Annotated in this window: 12 protein-coding genes; 6 read left to right on the forward strand and 6 right to left on the reverse strand. The window is 72.0% G+C overall.

Annotated elements, in window-relative coordinates:
* Window positions 1-15: 15 nt before the first annotated feature.
* Complete coding sequence (locus ACFWJB_RS09310; protein WP_385471408.1) at window positions 16-990, forward strand: acyl-ACP desaturase; 975 nt, start codon at window positions 16-18, stop codon at window positions 988-990.
* 130 nt (window positions 991-1,120) lie between these two features.
* Here the strand turns inward: ACFWJB_RS09310 and ACFWJB_RS09315 are convergent, their stop codons facing one another.
* Window positions 1,121-1,366: a WhiB family transcriptional regulator gene (locus ACFWJB_RS09315; RefSeq protein ID WP_385460816.1), complete on the reverse strand. Its 246-nt coding sequence runs from the start codon at window positions 1,364-1,366 to the stop codon at window positions 1,121-1,123.
* Between the two features lie 203 nt (window positions 1,367-1,569).
* On the opposite strand from ACFWJB_RS09315, the gene ACFWJB_RS09320 reads away from it, so the two are divergent.
* Entirely contained in the window at window positions 1,570-2,358 is a 789-nt protein-coding gene (locus tag ACFWJB_RS09320; RefSeq protein ID WP_385460933.1) for a VOC family protein, read from the forward strand.
* Between the two features lie 23 nt (window positions 2,359-2,381).
* Here the strand turns inward: ACFWJB_RS09320 and ACFWJB_RS09325 are convergent, their stop codons facing one another.
* Window positions 2,382-3,449 carry a LacI family DNA-binding transcriptional regulator gene (locus tag ACFWJB_RS09325; RefSeq protein WP_385460819.1) on the reverse strand — a complete coding sequence of 356 codons (1,068 nt, stop codon included), beginning with the start codon at window positions 3,447-3,449 and terminating at the stop codon, window positions 2,382-2,384.
* A gap of 129 nt (window positions 3,450-3,578) precedes the next feature.
* Window positions 3,579-4,580, reverse strand: coding sequence for a multicopper oxidase domain-containing protein (locus tag ACFWJB_RS09330; RefSeq protein ID WP_386921277.1), 1,002 nt, complete (start codon window positions 4,578-4,580; stop codon window positions 3,579-3,581).
* A 189-nt stretch (window positions 4,581-4,769) separates the two neighbouring features.
* Here ACFWJB_RS09330 and ACFWJB_RS09335 point away from each other — a divergent pair, with 189 nt between their 5' ends.
* Both ACFWJB_RS09335 and ACFWJB_RS09340 read left to right on the forward strand, forming a co-directional pair.
* Window positions 4,770-7,247 (forward strand): ThuA domain-containing protein, encoded by a 2,478-nt coding sequence (locus ACFWJB_RS09335; RefSeq protein ID WP_386921279.1) that lies wholly within the window; start codon window positions 4,770-4,772, stop codon window positions 7,245-7,247.
* A 14-nt stretch (window positions 7,248-7,261) separates the two neighbouring features.
* Window positions 7,262-9,448, forward strand: a complete 2,187-nt coding sequence (locus tag ACFWJB_RS09340) for an OmpL47-type beta-barrel domain-containing protein (protein WP_385460828.1) — start codon at window positions 7,262-7,264, stop codon at window positions 9,446-9,448.
* Window position 9,449: 1 nt separating this feature from the next.
* On the opposite strand, the gene ligD is transcribed toward ACFWJB_RS09340, so the two are convergent.
* On the reverse strand, window positions 9,450-10,475 hold the full coding sequence (gene ligD / locus ACFWJB_RS09345) for a non-homologous end-joining DNA ligase (RefSeq protein WP_386921281.1): 1,026 nt from the start codon (window positions 10,473-10,475) through the stop codon (window positions 9,450-9,452).
* Window positions 10,476-10,549: 74 nt separating this feature from the next.
* Between ligD and ACFWJB_RS09350 the strand changes: the two genes are divergently transcribed.
* A complete protein-coding gene (locus ACFWJB_RS09350) occupies window positions 10,550-11,617 on the forward strand; it encodes an ATP-dependent DNA ligase (protein ID WP_386921283.1) in 1,068 nt (355 codons plus the stop codon).
* Between the two features lie 3 nt (window positions 11,618-11,620).
* On the opposite strand, the gene ACFWJB_RS09355 is transcribed toward ACFWJB_RS09350, so the two are convergent.
* Window positions 11,621-12,811: a zinc-dependent alcohol dehydrogenase gene (locus ACFWJB_RS09355; protein ID WP_386921285.1), complete on the reverse strand. Its 1,191-nt coding sequence runs from the start codon at window positions 12,809-12,811 to the stop codon at window positions 11,621-11,623.
* A gap of 199 nt (window positions 12,812-13,010) precedes the next feature.
* Between ACFWJB_RS09355 and ACFWJB_RS09360 the strand changes: the two genes are divergently transcribed.
* Window positions 13,011-14,012: a DUF3048 domain-containing protein gene (locus ACFWJB_RS09360; RefSeq protein ID WP_386921287.1), complete on the forward strand. Its 1,002-nt coding sequence runs from the start codon at window positions 13,011-13,013 to the stop codon at window positions 14,010-14,012.
* Here the strand turns inward: ACFWJB_RS09360 and ACFWJB_RS09365 are convergent, their stop codons facing one another.
* A complete protein-coding gene (locus ACFWJB_RS09365; RefSeq protein WP_385460843.1) occupies window positions 14,013-14,477 on the reverse strand; it encodes a MarR family winged helix-turn-helix transcriptional regulator in 465 nt (154 codons plus the stop codon).
* Between the last annotated feature and the right edge of the window lie 199 nt (window positions 14,478-14,676).

Below are 14,676 nucleotides of genomic sequence, written 5' to 3' on the forward strand. Positions count from 1 at the left end.
CCCCCTGGAGTACCCGTGACGATCACTTCCCCGCACCTCGGCACTTCCGCCGCTTGGACCGACGCCCGGCTGCTGCAGGCCCTGGAGGAAGTGGTCGAGACCGAACTCAACCGGCATCTGAAGGTCGCCAAGGACTGGATGCCGCACGAGTACGTGCCGTGGAGCGACGCCCGCAACTTCCCGGGGCTCTTCGAGGACGGCGAGGCCTGGGAGAAGGAGCAGTCCCAGGTCACCGAGATCGGCCGGATCGCCCTGGTGGTGAACCTCCTGACCGAGGACAACCTGCCCAGCTACCACCACGAGATCGCCTCCCTCTTCGGCCGCGACGGCGCCTGGGGCACCTGGGTGCACCGCTGGACCGCCGAGGAGGGCCGGCACGGCATCGTGATGCGCGACTACCTGCTCGCCTCGCGCGCCGTCGACCCGGACAAGCTGGAGCAGTTCCGCATGTCCCACATGAGCGAGGGCTTCGAGTCGGACAACCGGCACTCGATGCTGCACTCGGTGGCGTACGTGGCCTTCCAGGAGCTCGCCACCCGCATCTCCCACCGCAACACCGGCCACCAGTCCGGCGACCCGGTCTGCGACCGCATGCTGGCCCGCATCGCGACCGACGAGAACCTGCACATGGTCTTCTACCGGAACCTGCTCAAGGCCGCTTTCGACCTCGCGCCCGACCTGACGATGCAGGCGGTGCGGGACGTGGTCGTGAACTTCCGGATGCCCGGCCACGGCATCCCCGGCTTCGAGCGCGCCGCGGCCCAGATGGCCATCGGCGAGGTCTACAACCTGCGCATCCACCACGACGACGTGATCCAGCCCGTGCTGCGCTTCCTGAAGATCATGGAGATCGACGGCCTCGGCCCCGAGGGGCAGCGGGCCCAGGAGGAGCTCGGCCTGTACATGGGCGGGCTCGACGCGGAGGCCGCCAAGTTCGACGAGAAGCTGGCGGCGCGCAAGGCCCGGATGGCGGCGCGCGCCGCGGGCTGACCCGACGGCGTCCCGCCCGGCCGGTCCGCGAGGTCCGGTGCGGGCACTGCGCGGGGCCCCGGGCGGTGACGACACCGCCCGGGGCCCCGGTGCGTCGGGGGTGTCCGGCGCGGGCGCTGGCCGGTCCGGCTCAGCGCGCGGTGCGCCGCAGTGCCAGCCGTTCCTTCTCCGACAGCCCGCCCCAGACGCCGAAGCGCTCGTCGTTGCTCAGCGCGTACTCCAGGCAGGCCGAGCGGATCGGGCACAGCGCGCAGATCCGCTTCGCGTCCCGCACGGAGCTTCCGGGCTCGGGGAAGAAGAAATCGGCCCCGGTCTGGGCGCACAACGCCTCCTGCTGCCAGGTGAGGTCGGGCGTCGCGATCGTGTCGATGTGCATGCGCAGGATGGTGCCCGCAGGAGAAAAACGTTCGATCAACGCGGGATCAACGCCGCCTCGGCCGGGCGACGGCCGCCCCGGCGGACACCCCGATGATCGCCCCGCCCCGGGGGGACGCGCACGGCGGCGCGCGGAAGCGATCGCCGGTGACCGGTGGAAGACTCGGCAGTGCAGGCAACGGGACCCTTCCGAGGAGGGCGATGATGCTCACCACCCGTTTCGTCACCGGCGCGCCGAACTGGATCGACGTCGGCACGTCCGACCTCGACGGCGCCGCGGCCTTCTACGGCGGTCTCTTCGGCTGGCGGTTCCGGTCGGCGGGGCCCGAGGCCGGGGGGTACGGCTTCTTCGAGCTGGACGGCCGGATCGCGGCCGGCGGCATGCGGACCACGGCGGACCAGGGACCGCCGTCCTGGACGGTGTACTTCCAGACCCCCGACGCCGAGGCCACCGCCAAGGCCTCCGAGCAGGCCCACGGCGGTGTGCTCGTGCGGCCGGCGGACGTGATGGACCAGGGCACCGTGGCGATCCTCGCCGACCGGGCCGGGGTGCCGTTCGGCGTCTGGCAGCCGGGACGGCTGGGCGGCCTCGGCGTGGCGGGCGAGACCGGTGCCCTGTGCTGGGTCGAGCTGTACACGCCGGACGTCGCGGCCGCCGCCGCCTACTACCACGCGGCGCTGGGGCTGGAGACCTCCGCCGTCCCCTTCCCCGGCGCCGGGACGTACACGTGCGTGAACCCGTCCGGGGAGGGTGAGGAGAGCATGTTCGGCGGTGTCGTACCACTCGCCGACGACGCGGTGGAGACGGACGCCCACTGGCTGCCGTACTTCGCCGTCGCCGACACGGACGCCACGGTCGCCCGGGCCGGGGAGCTGGGCGGCACGGTGCGGATGCCCGCGACGGACATCGAGGGCGTCGGGCGCCTCGCCCGCCTCGCCGACCCGTACGGCGCCCGGTTCGCGGTGCTCAGGCCGGCGCCGCGGCAGGGCTGAGCGGCGTGCCCGGTCCGGCGCGCTCAGGCGGAGGCGCGCCGGACCAGGGTGGTCGGCAGGATCACGCCGGGGTCCGTGCCCGGCGCGGCTCCCGCCCCGTGGACCGCGGCGTCCCCGCCGTCGCCCGCCGTCCCGCGGTCCAGCACCCGCAGCAGCAGGCGGGCCATCAGCCGGCCCATCCCCTCGATGTCCTGGCGGACCGTGGTGAGCGGGGGGTCGGTCTGCTCGGCGACGGGCGCCATGTCGTCGAAGCCGACCACGGCCACGTCGTCCGGCACCCGCCGTCCCCGCTCGCGCAGCACCCGCAGGGCGCCCGCCGCGGTGAGGTCGTTGGCCGCGAACACGGCGTCCAGGTCCGGGCGCCGGTCCAGCAGCTCGCGCATCGCCCGCTCACCGCCGCCCGGCGTGAAGTCCCCCTGCGCGACCAGGCCCGGGCCGGCGTCCACCCGGACGTCCCGGAAGCCCGCGAGCCGGTCGGCGGCGGAGGTCTGGTCGAGCGGGCCGGCGATGTGCGCGATACGGGTGCGGCCGAGTCCGGCCAGGTGGCGTACGGCCTCTCGGGCACCGCCGCGGTTGTCGCTGTCCACGTAGAGCGCGTCCTCCCGGCCGTCGTCCCAGCCGGGCCGTCCGCCGAACACGGTCGGCAGACCGGCGCCGCGGACGAGGCCGGGCAGCGGGTCGTCGAGGTGGAGCGAGAAGACGAGGGCGCCGTCGACGTGCCCGCCGGCCAGGTAGCGGCCGACGCGGGCGTGGTCCTCGCGGCCCTCGGTGAGCAGCAGGACGAGCTGGTTGTCGTGGGCGGTCAGCTCCTTGCTGATCCCGCGGAGCTGCTGGGCGAAGTAGGGATCGGCGAAGACCAGGGTCTCCGGTTCGGCGGCGACGACGGCGATGGCGTCGTGGCGTCTCGTCACCAGGCTGCGGGCGGCCTGGTTGGGGACGTAGCCGAGCTCCTCCACGGCACGCCGGACCCGCTCGGCCAGCGCGTCCCGCACCCCGTGCGCTCCGTTGACCACGCGGGAGACGGTGGCCCGGGAGACCCCGGCCCGCGCGGCCACGGCCTCCAGCGTGGGACGCGGCGCGGTCTCGGTCACGGGCTCCTCCTCGGCGGCTGCCGCTCAGGATAGCGGCAGGTCGCCGGGCGGGAGCCGGCTCCCGGCCCCTGCGGCCGGGATGCTCGGGGAGGGCGCGGCTGGGGCCGGCGCACCGGCCGCCGCCCGTCGTCAGTGCTCGTGCTCCGGGGCGTCCCCGGCCGGCTGGGAGTGCTCGTGCGGCTCGTACCCGGGAATCGTGCCGTCCGTCTTCTTCACCAGGAACAGCCCCACCATCCCCATGTCGGAGTGGCTCTGCACGTGGCAGTGGTACATCCACGCCCCGGCACCGACCCCCTCCCCCGCGATCACCTGGAAGCCGAACGAGTCCGCCGGACCGACGATCTTGTTGTCGACGACCCGGCTGGGGTCGTCCGGACCGGTGAGCATGCCGGTGCGGTTGTCCGCCCAGCGGTGACCGTGCATGTGGAAGGTGTGGTAGTACTCGCCGTGCGTGATCATCACGAACTCGACGCGGTCGCCCACGGTGGCCTCGAAGTCCGGACCCGTGTGCGGCGCACGGTTGTTGATCCGCATGTCGTTGAAGACGATGGTGTGCGTGGCGTCCGGCAGCACGTCGCCCTTGCGGCGGACGACGACCGGACCGTAGAGGCCGTTGCGGATGCCGCCGGTGCCGTGTTCGGTGCCGACGACGTGGTCGTGGTAGTGCCAGTACCCCGCGCTGCCCGACCGCCAGGTGCCGTCCGGGCGGCGGCCGGGCGCGTGGGTGCGCCAGGTGTAGGTGCGGGTGCCGCCGGGCTCGACGTCGCTCCGGTTCATCTTCGTGCCGTCGCTGGAGATCTCGTAGTCGAGACCGTGGACGTGCAGGCTCGCCGCCACGTCCATCGTGTTGGTGAACTCGATGTGGAGCGTGTCGCCCTCGTTGAGCTCTATCAGCGGGCCGGGGATCGTCGCCCGGCCCTTCTCCAGGCCGTACCCCATCTGCCCGTCGGGCAGTTTCTCGGCGTACAGCTTGATGTGCTTCACCTTGCCGCCGGCCGGCGCCGTCGCCGTTCCCGCCTGCACCGCCTGCGTACGGTCGGCGGCGCCGGCCGCCCCCGAAGCCGCCGACAACGATGTCGCCGCGGCAGCGCCGCCCAGCAGCACGCGGCGGTTGAAGCCCCGTCTGTCCATGCCGAACTCCCCACACTGGTACGGAATTTGCTCAGACGTAGCTGTGATGAGCCTGTGAGACGGTACCGGGCCCCGCTCTGTTTATCCACACTCAGGACAAAGTTCGACCCATCCCGGTGATACCTATTGGCGAATCGCGCAAAGAGGTCTAACTTCCATGGCGCTGCTGCCGTGACCTAGGAGGTGCCCATGCGCTTACGAGGGTTGAGCACGAGAAGAAGGGGCTGGGCGGCGTTCGCGACCGCCGGGTTCGTCGCCGCCGGACTGCTGTCGGGCCCTGCCGCCAGCGCGCGGCCCGCGCCGGATCCATCCCTGACAACGATGTCGATCAAGTCGCCGCCGGGCGGCGAGAACGTCCGCGTCCTGATCTTCTACGGTTCCGCCGCGGCCGGGGACGAGTCACCGGTGGTGAACGCCGGGATCGCGGCGATCGAGCGGATCGGGCTGTCCGGCCCGGCGAGGGAACGCTTCAAGGTCGAGGCGACGGACGACGCCTCGGTGTTCACCAACGGGAAGAAGCTCGGCCGCTTCAACGCGGTCGTGTTCCTGACCGGGGGCGGTGACGTCCTCGATCCGGACCAGGAGGCGGGTCTGGAGGCGTACATGGAGGCCGGCGGCGGTTTCGTCGGCGTCCACGACGCGGCCCGCGCCGAGCCCTACTCGGACTGGTTCACCGGTCTGGTGGGGGCGCGGCCGGCCGCCTCCAGCCCGGCGAAGGTCCAGCGGGCCACGGTGGAGGTCGGCGACCGGCGCCATCCGGCCACCAAGGACCTGCCGTTGGAGTGGAAGCGCCCCGACGCGTGGCTGAACTGGCAGAAGAACCCGTCCGGTGACGTCCACACCGTGGCGCGGGTCCGCGAGTCGACGTACGCGCCCGGCGCGAGCGCCAACGGCGCCGACCACCCGGTCAGCTGGTGCCGGGACTACGACGGCGGGCGGTCCTTCTACACCGGCATGGGCGGCACGGTGTCGTCGTACGACGAGACCGACTTCCGCGCCCATCTGCGCGGCGCCCTGCTGTGGACGACACGGCTGGTGCAGGCCGACTGCAAGGCGACCATCACCGGCAACTACCGGGCCGAGCGGCTGACCCAGCCCAACCAGGCCGGCCAGAACGACCAGATCGGCGAGCCGCACGGCCTGGTCACCGCGCCCGACGGCAGGGTGTTCTACATCGGCCGGGGCGGCGCGGACTCGTCGCAGCCCGTCGTCACCGACTGGAACAACCCGGACATCGGCAAGGGCAAGGGCCAGGTCCACGTCTGGGACCCGAAGACCGGGAAGGTGACACTGGCCGGTGAGCTGACCGTCTTCGGCAACAAGGGCGGCGGCGACGAACTGGTCAAGGTCGAGGAGGGCCTGCTCGGCATCGAGCTGGACCCGGCCTTCGAGCAGAACGGGTGGGTGTACCTGCACTACACGCCGCACTCCGGCATCAACCGCGACACCCACATGGCCGAGCGGCGCGTCTCCCGCTTCACGCTCGACCGGGCGACGAACAAGCTGGACCTGGGCAGCGAGAAGGTGCTGCTGAAGTGGCCGGTGCAGATCCACAGCTGCTGCCACGCGGGCGGCGGGATGGCCTGGGACTCCAAGGGGAACCTGTACATCGCCACCGGTGACAACAACTCCAGCGGCTTCAGCGACGGCTACTCGGGCAACAACCCGCAGCCCAACTTCAAGGGTGTGTCCTTCGCCGACGCGCGCCGCACCGCCGGCAACACCAACAACCTCAACGGCAAGATCCTGCGCATCCACCCGGAGCCGGACGGGACCTACACGCTCCCCGAGGGCAACCTGTTCACCGGCAAGGAGACCGCCGAGGGCGGCGGCAAGACGCGCGGCGAGATCTACGTGATGGGCGTCCGCAACCCGGCGCGCATCTCCGTCGACAAGTCGACCGACACCCTCTACGCGGGCTGGGTCGGCCCGGACGCGGGCGCGCCGTCGCCGACGTGGGGCCCGGCCAAGTACGACACCTTCGCCGTGATCACCAAGGCGAGCAACCGCGGCTGGCCGTACTGCATGGGCAACAAGCAGCCGTACCGGGACCGGAACCTGCCGGACCCGTCGAAGCCGCTGGGCTGGTACGACTGCGACCACCCGAAGAACGAGTCGCCGAACAACGACGGCCTGGTCAACCTGCCGCCGGTGACCGGCAACAACATCTGGTACTCGCCGCAGGGCGGCGGCCCCGACTTCCCGCGCGACGAGAACGGCGTCCCGTCGTACAAGCAGGACGAGGCCACCTACAGGCTGCCCTGGCTCAAGGGCGGCGGCCAGGCCGCGATGAACGGCCCGGTCTACCGCTACGACGCGGCGAGCACCAGCGAGACCAAGTGGCCGGCCTACTGGGACGGCAAGTGGTTCGTCGGCGACTTCTACGACGCCGACCAGCCGCGCAACGCGGTGCTGATGGACCCGAGGACGCAGGGCGACGGCGGTCTGCCGGTGCACGCGGAGTCGCTGAAGAAGATCGTGCCGGTCGGCAACGACGGCATCAAGAACCTGATGGGCTGGAAGTTCGGCCCGGACGGCGCGCTGTACGTCCTCGACTACGGCCGCGGCTTCTTCACCTCCGACTCCAAGTCGGCCCTGTGGCGGGTCACCTACAAGGGCGGTGGGCCGACCCCGGCCGCCGCACAACTGGCGAGGGGGACCGAGTGATACGCCGACGAAGAATGTGGGCCGCCCTGCTGGCCGGCCTGCTGATGGTGCTGGGCCTCCAGGCCACGTCCGCCTCCGGACAGCCCCGGGCCGAGGCGCCGGCCGCCGAGCAGGTCCTCACCTGGACCGCCGGTGACGACATCACCAAGTACACGTCCGCACCCGAGACGGCGGTGGCCGGACCGGCGACGATCGTCTTCGAGAACAGCGAGGCGACCGGCAACACCACCGGCATGCCGCACACGCTGACGTTCGTGACCAGTGACCCGGCGTACAACACCGACGTGCAGCTCAACATCCTGGCCAACCCGTTCGACGCCCAGGGCGGCAAGCACAGCGTCGAGGTCACCCTCACCCCGGGCCGCTACCTGTACCACTGCACGATCCCCGGCCACGGCCAGATGACGGGCGTGCTCACGGTCACCGAGGGCGGGGGCGGCGACGACACCACGGCGCCCGCGACCTCGGCGAAGGTGGACGGCACGCGGAACGCCGACGGCGCGTACGTCGGTTCCGCGGCCGTCACGATCGCCGCGACCGACGAGGGCGGTTCCGGGGTGGACCGCGTCGAGTACGCGATCGGCGCCGACGGTGCCTGGCAGCCGTACACCGCGCCGGTCGTGGTGGACCAGGTCGGTGAACACACGGTGCGCTACCGGGCGTTCGACAAGGCGGGCAACGTCGCCGCCGAGAAGAGCGTCACGTTCACCGTGGCCGCCCCGCCGACCGACGACACCACGCCGCCGGAGACCTCGGCGACGGTCGGCGGCGAGCGGAACGCGGACGGCGCGTACATCGACATGGCGACGGTGACCGTCACGGCCTCCGACACCGGTTCCGGCGTCAACGGCATCGAGTACGCGGTCGGCGACGGTGCCTGGCAGGCGTACACGGCCCCGGTGATGGTGCATCAGGTGGGCACCCACACCGTGCGGTACCGCGCCACCGACAAGGCCGGCAACGTCGCGGCCGACAAGAGCGTCGAGTTCACGGTCGTCGCCGCTCCCCCGCAGGACACCACCGCCCCGGTGACGGGCGCGACCGTGGAGGGCACGAAGAACTCCGACGGCGCGTACGTCGGCAACGCGCGGGTGACCGTCAGTGCCGCGGACGAGGGCGGTTCCGGCGTGGCCGGCATCGAGTACTCCCTCGACGCCGGGCCCTACCTGGCCTACACCGCGCCCGTGGTCGTCGACCGGGCCGGACGGCACACCGTGACCTACCGGGCGAGCGACCGGGCGGGCAACACGTCCGAGCCGCTGAGCGTGAGCTTCACGGTGGTGGCGGGCGGAGGCGTGCCGGCGCCGCCGTGCCCGGAGTACGACGAGCGGCTGACGGTGATCGTCGGCACGGTCGACTCGGGGGTGCCGAACCGGGTGACGAACAACCGGTGCCGCATCAACGAGCTGATCGAGGACGAGAAGGAGTGGACGTCCCAGGCGCTCTTCCTCAAGCACGTCGGGGAGGTCCTGGACGCGCTCCTGGACGAGGGCGTCGTCGACAAGCGGGAGGTCAAGGCGATCAACAAGGCCGCCCGCCAGTCCGGGATCGGCAAGCCCGGCCAGACCGACGGCTACCGCAAGATCATGGACGGCACCCAGGAGTCGTTCGCGAAGTGGGAGCAGGTGGGCGGTGGTTCGTTCGCGCTGAACGCGGACGGGTCGATCACCTCCAGCACCAGCACGCCGGGCATGGGCATGCTGTGGTTCCCCGAGCGCAAGTACGGCGACTTCTCGCTGAAGCTCCAGTGGCGTGACGACGCACCGGCCTCCGGGAACGCCAACGGCGGCGTGTTCGTGCGCTTCCCGTGGGTCCACGACCACCCGGAGGAGACGCGGCCGGAGTGGGTCGCCATCAAGTACGGGCACGAGGTGCAGGTGCTCGACAGCCCGACCGGCGACATGTACAAGACCGGGTCCCTCTACGGATTCGACCGGGTCGGGCTCGCCGGGGCCGGCGTCACCGGGAAGGGCACCTGGAACGACTACGAGATCCGGGTGGTCGACCAGCACTACTCGGTGTACCGCAACGGCGTGCTGATCAACGAGTTCGACAACATCGGCGGTCAGGACTTCTACCCGGCGCGCTCGGACGACCCGGGCACGGACGGGCGGCGGTTCGCCTCCGGCTACGTCGGGCTCCAGGTGCACAGCACGACGGACGTGGTCTCGTACCGGGACGTCCGCATCAAGGAGCTGTAGCTCACTCCGCTCCTGAGACGGGCTTCTTCGCCCGGCTCGGCTGTACCCGCCTGGGTTCTCCCGGCATCTTCGGATACTCGGGCGGGTACGGCAGATCACCGAGTCCGTGGTCGTGCTCGTCCTTCGTCGCCAGGTCCAGCAGGGCGTCGAGGGAGTAGGCGTGATCGTCCATGTCCGCGTGCACGTCGCCGAGTTCGGCGAAGCGCGCGGGCATGGTCGTGATGTCGAAGTCCCGCGGGTGCGCGACACCGACCTCGTCCCAGCGCAGCGGCGCGGAGACGGGGGCGTGCGGCCGGGGGCGCACGGAGTAGGCGGAGGCGATGGTGCGGTCCCGGGCGGTCTGGTTGTAGTCGACGAAGATGCGCTCGCCGCGTTCCTCCTTCCACCACTTGATGGTGACCCGGTCCGGCATCCGCCGCTCCAGCTCCCGCCCGACGGCGATGGCGGCGCGGCGCACCTGGGTGAAGGTCCAGCGCGGCTCGATCGGCACGAAGACGTGGATGCCGCGCCCGCCGGAGGTCTTCGGCCAGCCGCGCAGGCCCCCGAACTCCTCCAGCACCGCCCGCAGTTCGTGCGCGGCGCGGACCGCGTCGTCGTAATCGGTGCCGGGCTGGGGATCCAGGTCGATGCGCAGTTCGTCGGGGTGGTCGACGTCGTCGCGGCGCACGGGCCAGGGGTGGAAGGTGAGGGTGCCGTACTGGGCGGCCCACACGACCGCGGCCTGTTCGGTGGGGCACATCTCGTCGGCGCTGCGTCCGCTGGGGAAGGTGATGTGCGCGGTGGGGATCCAGTCGGGCATGCCCTTGGGGGCGCGCTTCTGGTAGAACCACTCGCCCGTGACCCCGTCGGGGTAGCGCTCCAGGGTGGTGGGCCGGTCGCGCAGGGCGCGCAGGATGCCGGGGGCGACCGCCTGGTAGTAGCGGGCGACGTCCAGCTTGGTGTAGCCGTGCTCCGGGAAGAACACCTTGCCCGGGCTGGACAGCCGTACGGTCCGCCCGTCCGTCTCCAGTTCCACCGCTTCCGCCATGCGAGCCACGGTAGGCCTACCCCGCGCAGTTCGCATATCGCGCATTCGGTGCGGGGTACGCGCAGAATCGGGGCATGGATCTTCCCGTCATGCCGCCCGTGAAGCCGATGCTCGCCAAGTCCGTGGCGAAGATCCCGCCGGGCATGCGGTACGAGGCGAAGTGGGACGGCTTCCGGGTGATCGTGTTCCGCGACGGCAGCGAGGTGGAGTTCGGCAGCCGGACGGGGAAGCCGCTGACCAGGTACTTCCCGGAGCTGGTGGAGGCCGTGCGGGAGCGGTTGCCGCAGCGGTGCGTGGTGGACGGGGAGATCGTGATCGCGCGGGAGGGACACCTGGACTTCGACGCGCTGACCGAGCGGATCCACCCGGCGGACTCCCGGGTGCGGATGCTGGCCGAGCGGACGCCGTCCTCGCTGGTCGCCTTCGACCTGCTGGCGCTGGACGACGAGTCGCTGCTCGACGTGCCGCTCACCGACCGGCGGGAGCTGCTGGTCCGGGCGCTGTCGGGGGTCACGCCGCCGGTGCACGTGGCCCCGGCGACGGACGACATCGAGGTGGCCCGGCAGTGGTTCGAGCAGTACGAGGGGGCGGGTCTGGACGGCATCGTGGCCAAGCCGCCCGACCTGCGCTACCGGCAGGACGAGCGGGCCATGTTCAAGATCAAGCACGAGCGGACGGCGGACGTCGTCGTCGCCGGCTACCGCCTGCACAAGAGCGGACCCGTGGTCGGTTCCCTGCTGCTGGGCCTGTACGACGACCGGGGCCGGCTCCAGCACGTCGGGGTGAGCGCCGCGTTCTCCATGAAGCGCCGCGCCGAGCTGGTGGAGGAGCTGGAGCCGCTGCGCATGGACGACGTCCGGGGGCACCCGTGGGCCGCCTGGGCGGAGGAGGCGGCGCACGAGTCGGCGCGGCTGCCCGGCGCGCCCAGCCGCTGGTCGGGCAAGAAGGACCTGTCCTGGGTGCCGTTGCGGCCGGAGCGCGTGGTCGAGGTGGCGTACGACCACATGGAGAACGGGGCGCGCTTCCGGCACACGGCCCGGCTCCGCCGCTGGCGCCCGGACCGCACGCCGGAGAGCTGCACCTACGCCCAGCTGGAGGAACCGGTCCGCTACGACCTGGCGGAGATCCTCGGGGGCCCCTGAGCGCTACGGCTTCATGAGCACCTTGACCGCTCCGTCCTGCTTCTTCTGGAACATCTCGTACGCGCGCGGCGCCTCGGCGAGCGGGACCCGGTGGGTGGCGAAGTCGTCGACGCCGAGCGGGTCCTCGTCCGTGAGATACGGGACGATCTCGTCGCTCCAGCGGCGCACGTTGGCCTGCCCCATCCGCATCTGGATCTGCTTGTCGAACAGGGTGAGCATCGGCATCGGGTCGGCCATGCCGCCGTAGACGCCGCTCAGCGAGATGGTGCCGCCGCGCCGCACCAGGTCGATCGCGGTGTACAGGGCCGCGAGCCGGTCGACGCTGAAGCGCTCCGCGAGCGGGCCGCCGATGGCCCGGGGCATCACGGCCGCGGACTGCTGGACCAGCTTGGCCACGGTGCTGCCGTGCGCCTCGGTGCCGACGGCGTCGATGACGGCGTCGGGGCCGCGGCCCCCGGTCTCGTCCTGGATGGCGGCGACCAGTTCCTTCTCGTTGTCGAAGGCCCGCAGGTCGTACGTCTCCACGCCCCGCGCCCGGGCCCGCTCCAGCCGTTCCGGCACCAGGTCGATGCCGAACACGCGTCCGGCGCCCTTGAGGCGGGCGACGCGGCAGGCCATGTCGCCGATGGGGCCGAGCCCGAGCACGGCGACGGTGCCGCCCTGCGGGACGGAGGCGTACTCGACCGCCTGCCATGCGGTGGGCAGGACGTCGGAGAGGTAGACGAAGCGGTCGTCGGCGGGTCCCTCCGGCACCTTGATCGGTCCGAACTGGGCCTGCGGGACGCGCAGATACTCGGCCTGGCCGCCGGGCACCGCGCCGTACAGGCGGGTGTAGCCGAACAGCGGGGCTCCCATGCCCTCGCCCTTGACCTGCGTGGTCTCGCACTGGGTCGGCAGCCCGGTACCGCACATGTAGCAGTGCCCGCACGCGATCTGGAACGGCACGACGACCCGGTCCCCGGGCTTCAGCCCGGTCACCTCGGACCCGACCTCCTCCACGATGCCCATGGGTTCGTGGCCGAGGATGTCGCCGGGTGTCATGAACGGTGTCAGCACCTCGTAGAGGTGCAGGTCGGAGCCGCACAACCCGCTGGAGGTGACGCGGATGACCGCGTCCGTCGGCTCCTGGATCTTCGGGTCGGGCACGTCCTCGACCCGCACGTCCCGCTTGCCCTGCCAGACAACTGCCTTCATCGCCTCGCGCTCCCTCCGTCGCCGCGTGCGCATCGTTCCTGCGTCGCGGCCGGGTACCCAGGGCCGCCCCGGCCGAACCGCCCGCCGGTTCGGCCGAACAGTGGATTCCGGGTGCGTTGTCAGATTCAGTCGGGTATGGCCATAAACGCCTTCATAAGCGGACAATCAAAGTCATCAATCGGGTGGGCGGGTGGTCGGAATGCGACACAGGACGCGCGAACGGGACCGTGCCGTGCGGCGCGGCGCACGGGCCGGCACCGTGCCGGTACTGCTGGCCGCGGCGGTGACGGCCGCGCTGGCGGCGGGCTGCACCGCGCCGCCGGCGAGCGAGGACGACGGCCGGGCACCGCACCCGGAGCGGTCGCACACCCAGGGCACGCCCGGCACGGGCCCGGTGCTCGCCGTCAAGGTCGACAACGCGCCCGCGGCCCGGCCGCAGAAGGGGCTGGACGCCGCGGACGTCGTCTACGTGGAACCGGTGGAGGGCGGCCTGAGCCGCCTCATGGCGGTCTACGCCACCAGGCTGCCGGAGTCGGTCGGACCGGTTCGCAGCGCCCGCGAGTCCGACCTGGAGCTGCTGCGCCAGTTCGACCGGCCGGAGCTCGCGTTCTCCGGCGCGCAGAGCAAGCTGCTCCCGGTGATCGACCGGGCGCCCCTGCGGGCCGAGTCGCCGGACCGGGCGCCCGACGCCTACGTCCGCGACGACGGCCGCCCCGCCCCGCACAACCTCTACCTGCGGCCGGACCGGCTGCTGTCCTCACCCCCGGGCGCCGCCGCGCTGACCACGGGCTACCACTACGGCGAGGCTCCCGGTGGCGGCCGGGCCGAGACCTCGCGCACGGTGCGCTATCCGGCGGCGAGCTTCACCTTCACCTGGTCGGCGGACCGGGGCCGCTGGCTGATCTCCATGGACGGCGACCCGGTCCCCGCGGCCGGCGGCGGGCGTCCGGAACCGGCGACGGTCGTCGTCCAGCACGTGACGGTGCGCCGGTCCGCCTTCGGGGACTTCCGCGGCAACAACTCGCCGTACGTGGCGTCGGTGGGCTCCGGGGCGGCGGAGGTGCTGCGCGACGGGCGCGCCTACGACGTGACGTGGAAGCGCGGCGCGGCCGAGGAGGGCACGGCCTTCACCGCCCGGGACGGCTCGCCGGTGAACCTCGCCGAGGGCCCCGTCTGGGTGGTGTTCACCGCGACGCCCTGATCAGCCGGGGGCCACCACGGGCCCGGACGGGTTGCGGAGGCCCTCGGCGGCGTCCGCGACCCGTTGGACGAGGTCGAAGAACACGGCCTGTTCCGCGCCGGAGAGCGGGGCGAGGAAGACCTGGTTCATCCGGGCCGTCCGCACGCCCAGCCGGCGGTGGACGCGCAGGCCCTCGTCCGTCAGGCGCAGCAGGAAGCGGCGGCCGTCCTGCGGATCGCGGACCTTGCCGAGCAGTCCGCGGCGGTCCAGCCGGCTGATCACTTCGGCGATGGTGGACCGGTCGAGCCCCACCCGCTCCCCCACGGTGCGCTGGTCGAGGCCCGGTTCGGCGACGAGCGCGTTGAGGACCGCGAACTGCGGCGAGGTCGTCTCCTCGGAGACCATCGTGTTCCACAGCAGGTGGTGCGCCTGCTGCAGCCGCCGGGCCAGATGCCCGGGGTGGGTGGTCAGGTCGACCGCGGCCATGTGCGCTCCCCTGCGGCGAGATTCGTCGGTGCACTGACGATACATCGGCCGGCGCCGCTTCACCCGGGGCCCGTCCACGCGATCTACCTTGCACTTTTCGAGGTCTTGACGCCCCGGCCGTCCGATGGCAGCGTGTGGGCCACCTCGCTGAAATACTCAGTGCCCTGATTAATTGCGCGGTCGCGGATCCCGGGGCGCT

Origin of the sequence: Streptomyces sp. NPDC127100, assembly GCF_042724095.1 — a bacterium.
Taxonomy (GTDB): domain Bacteria; phylum Actinomycetota; class Actinomycetes; order Streptomycetales; family Streptomycetaceae; genus Streptomyces.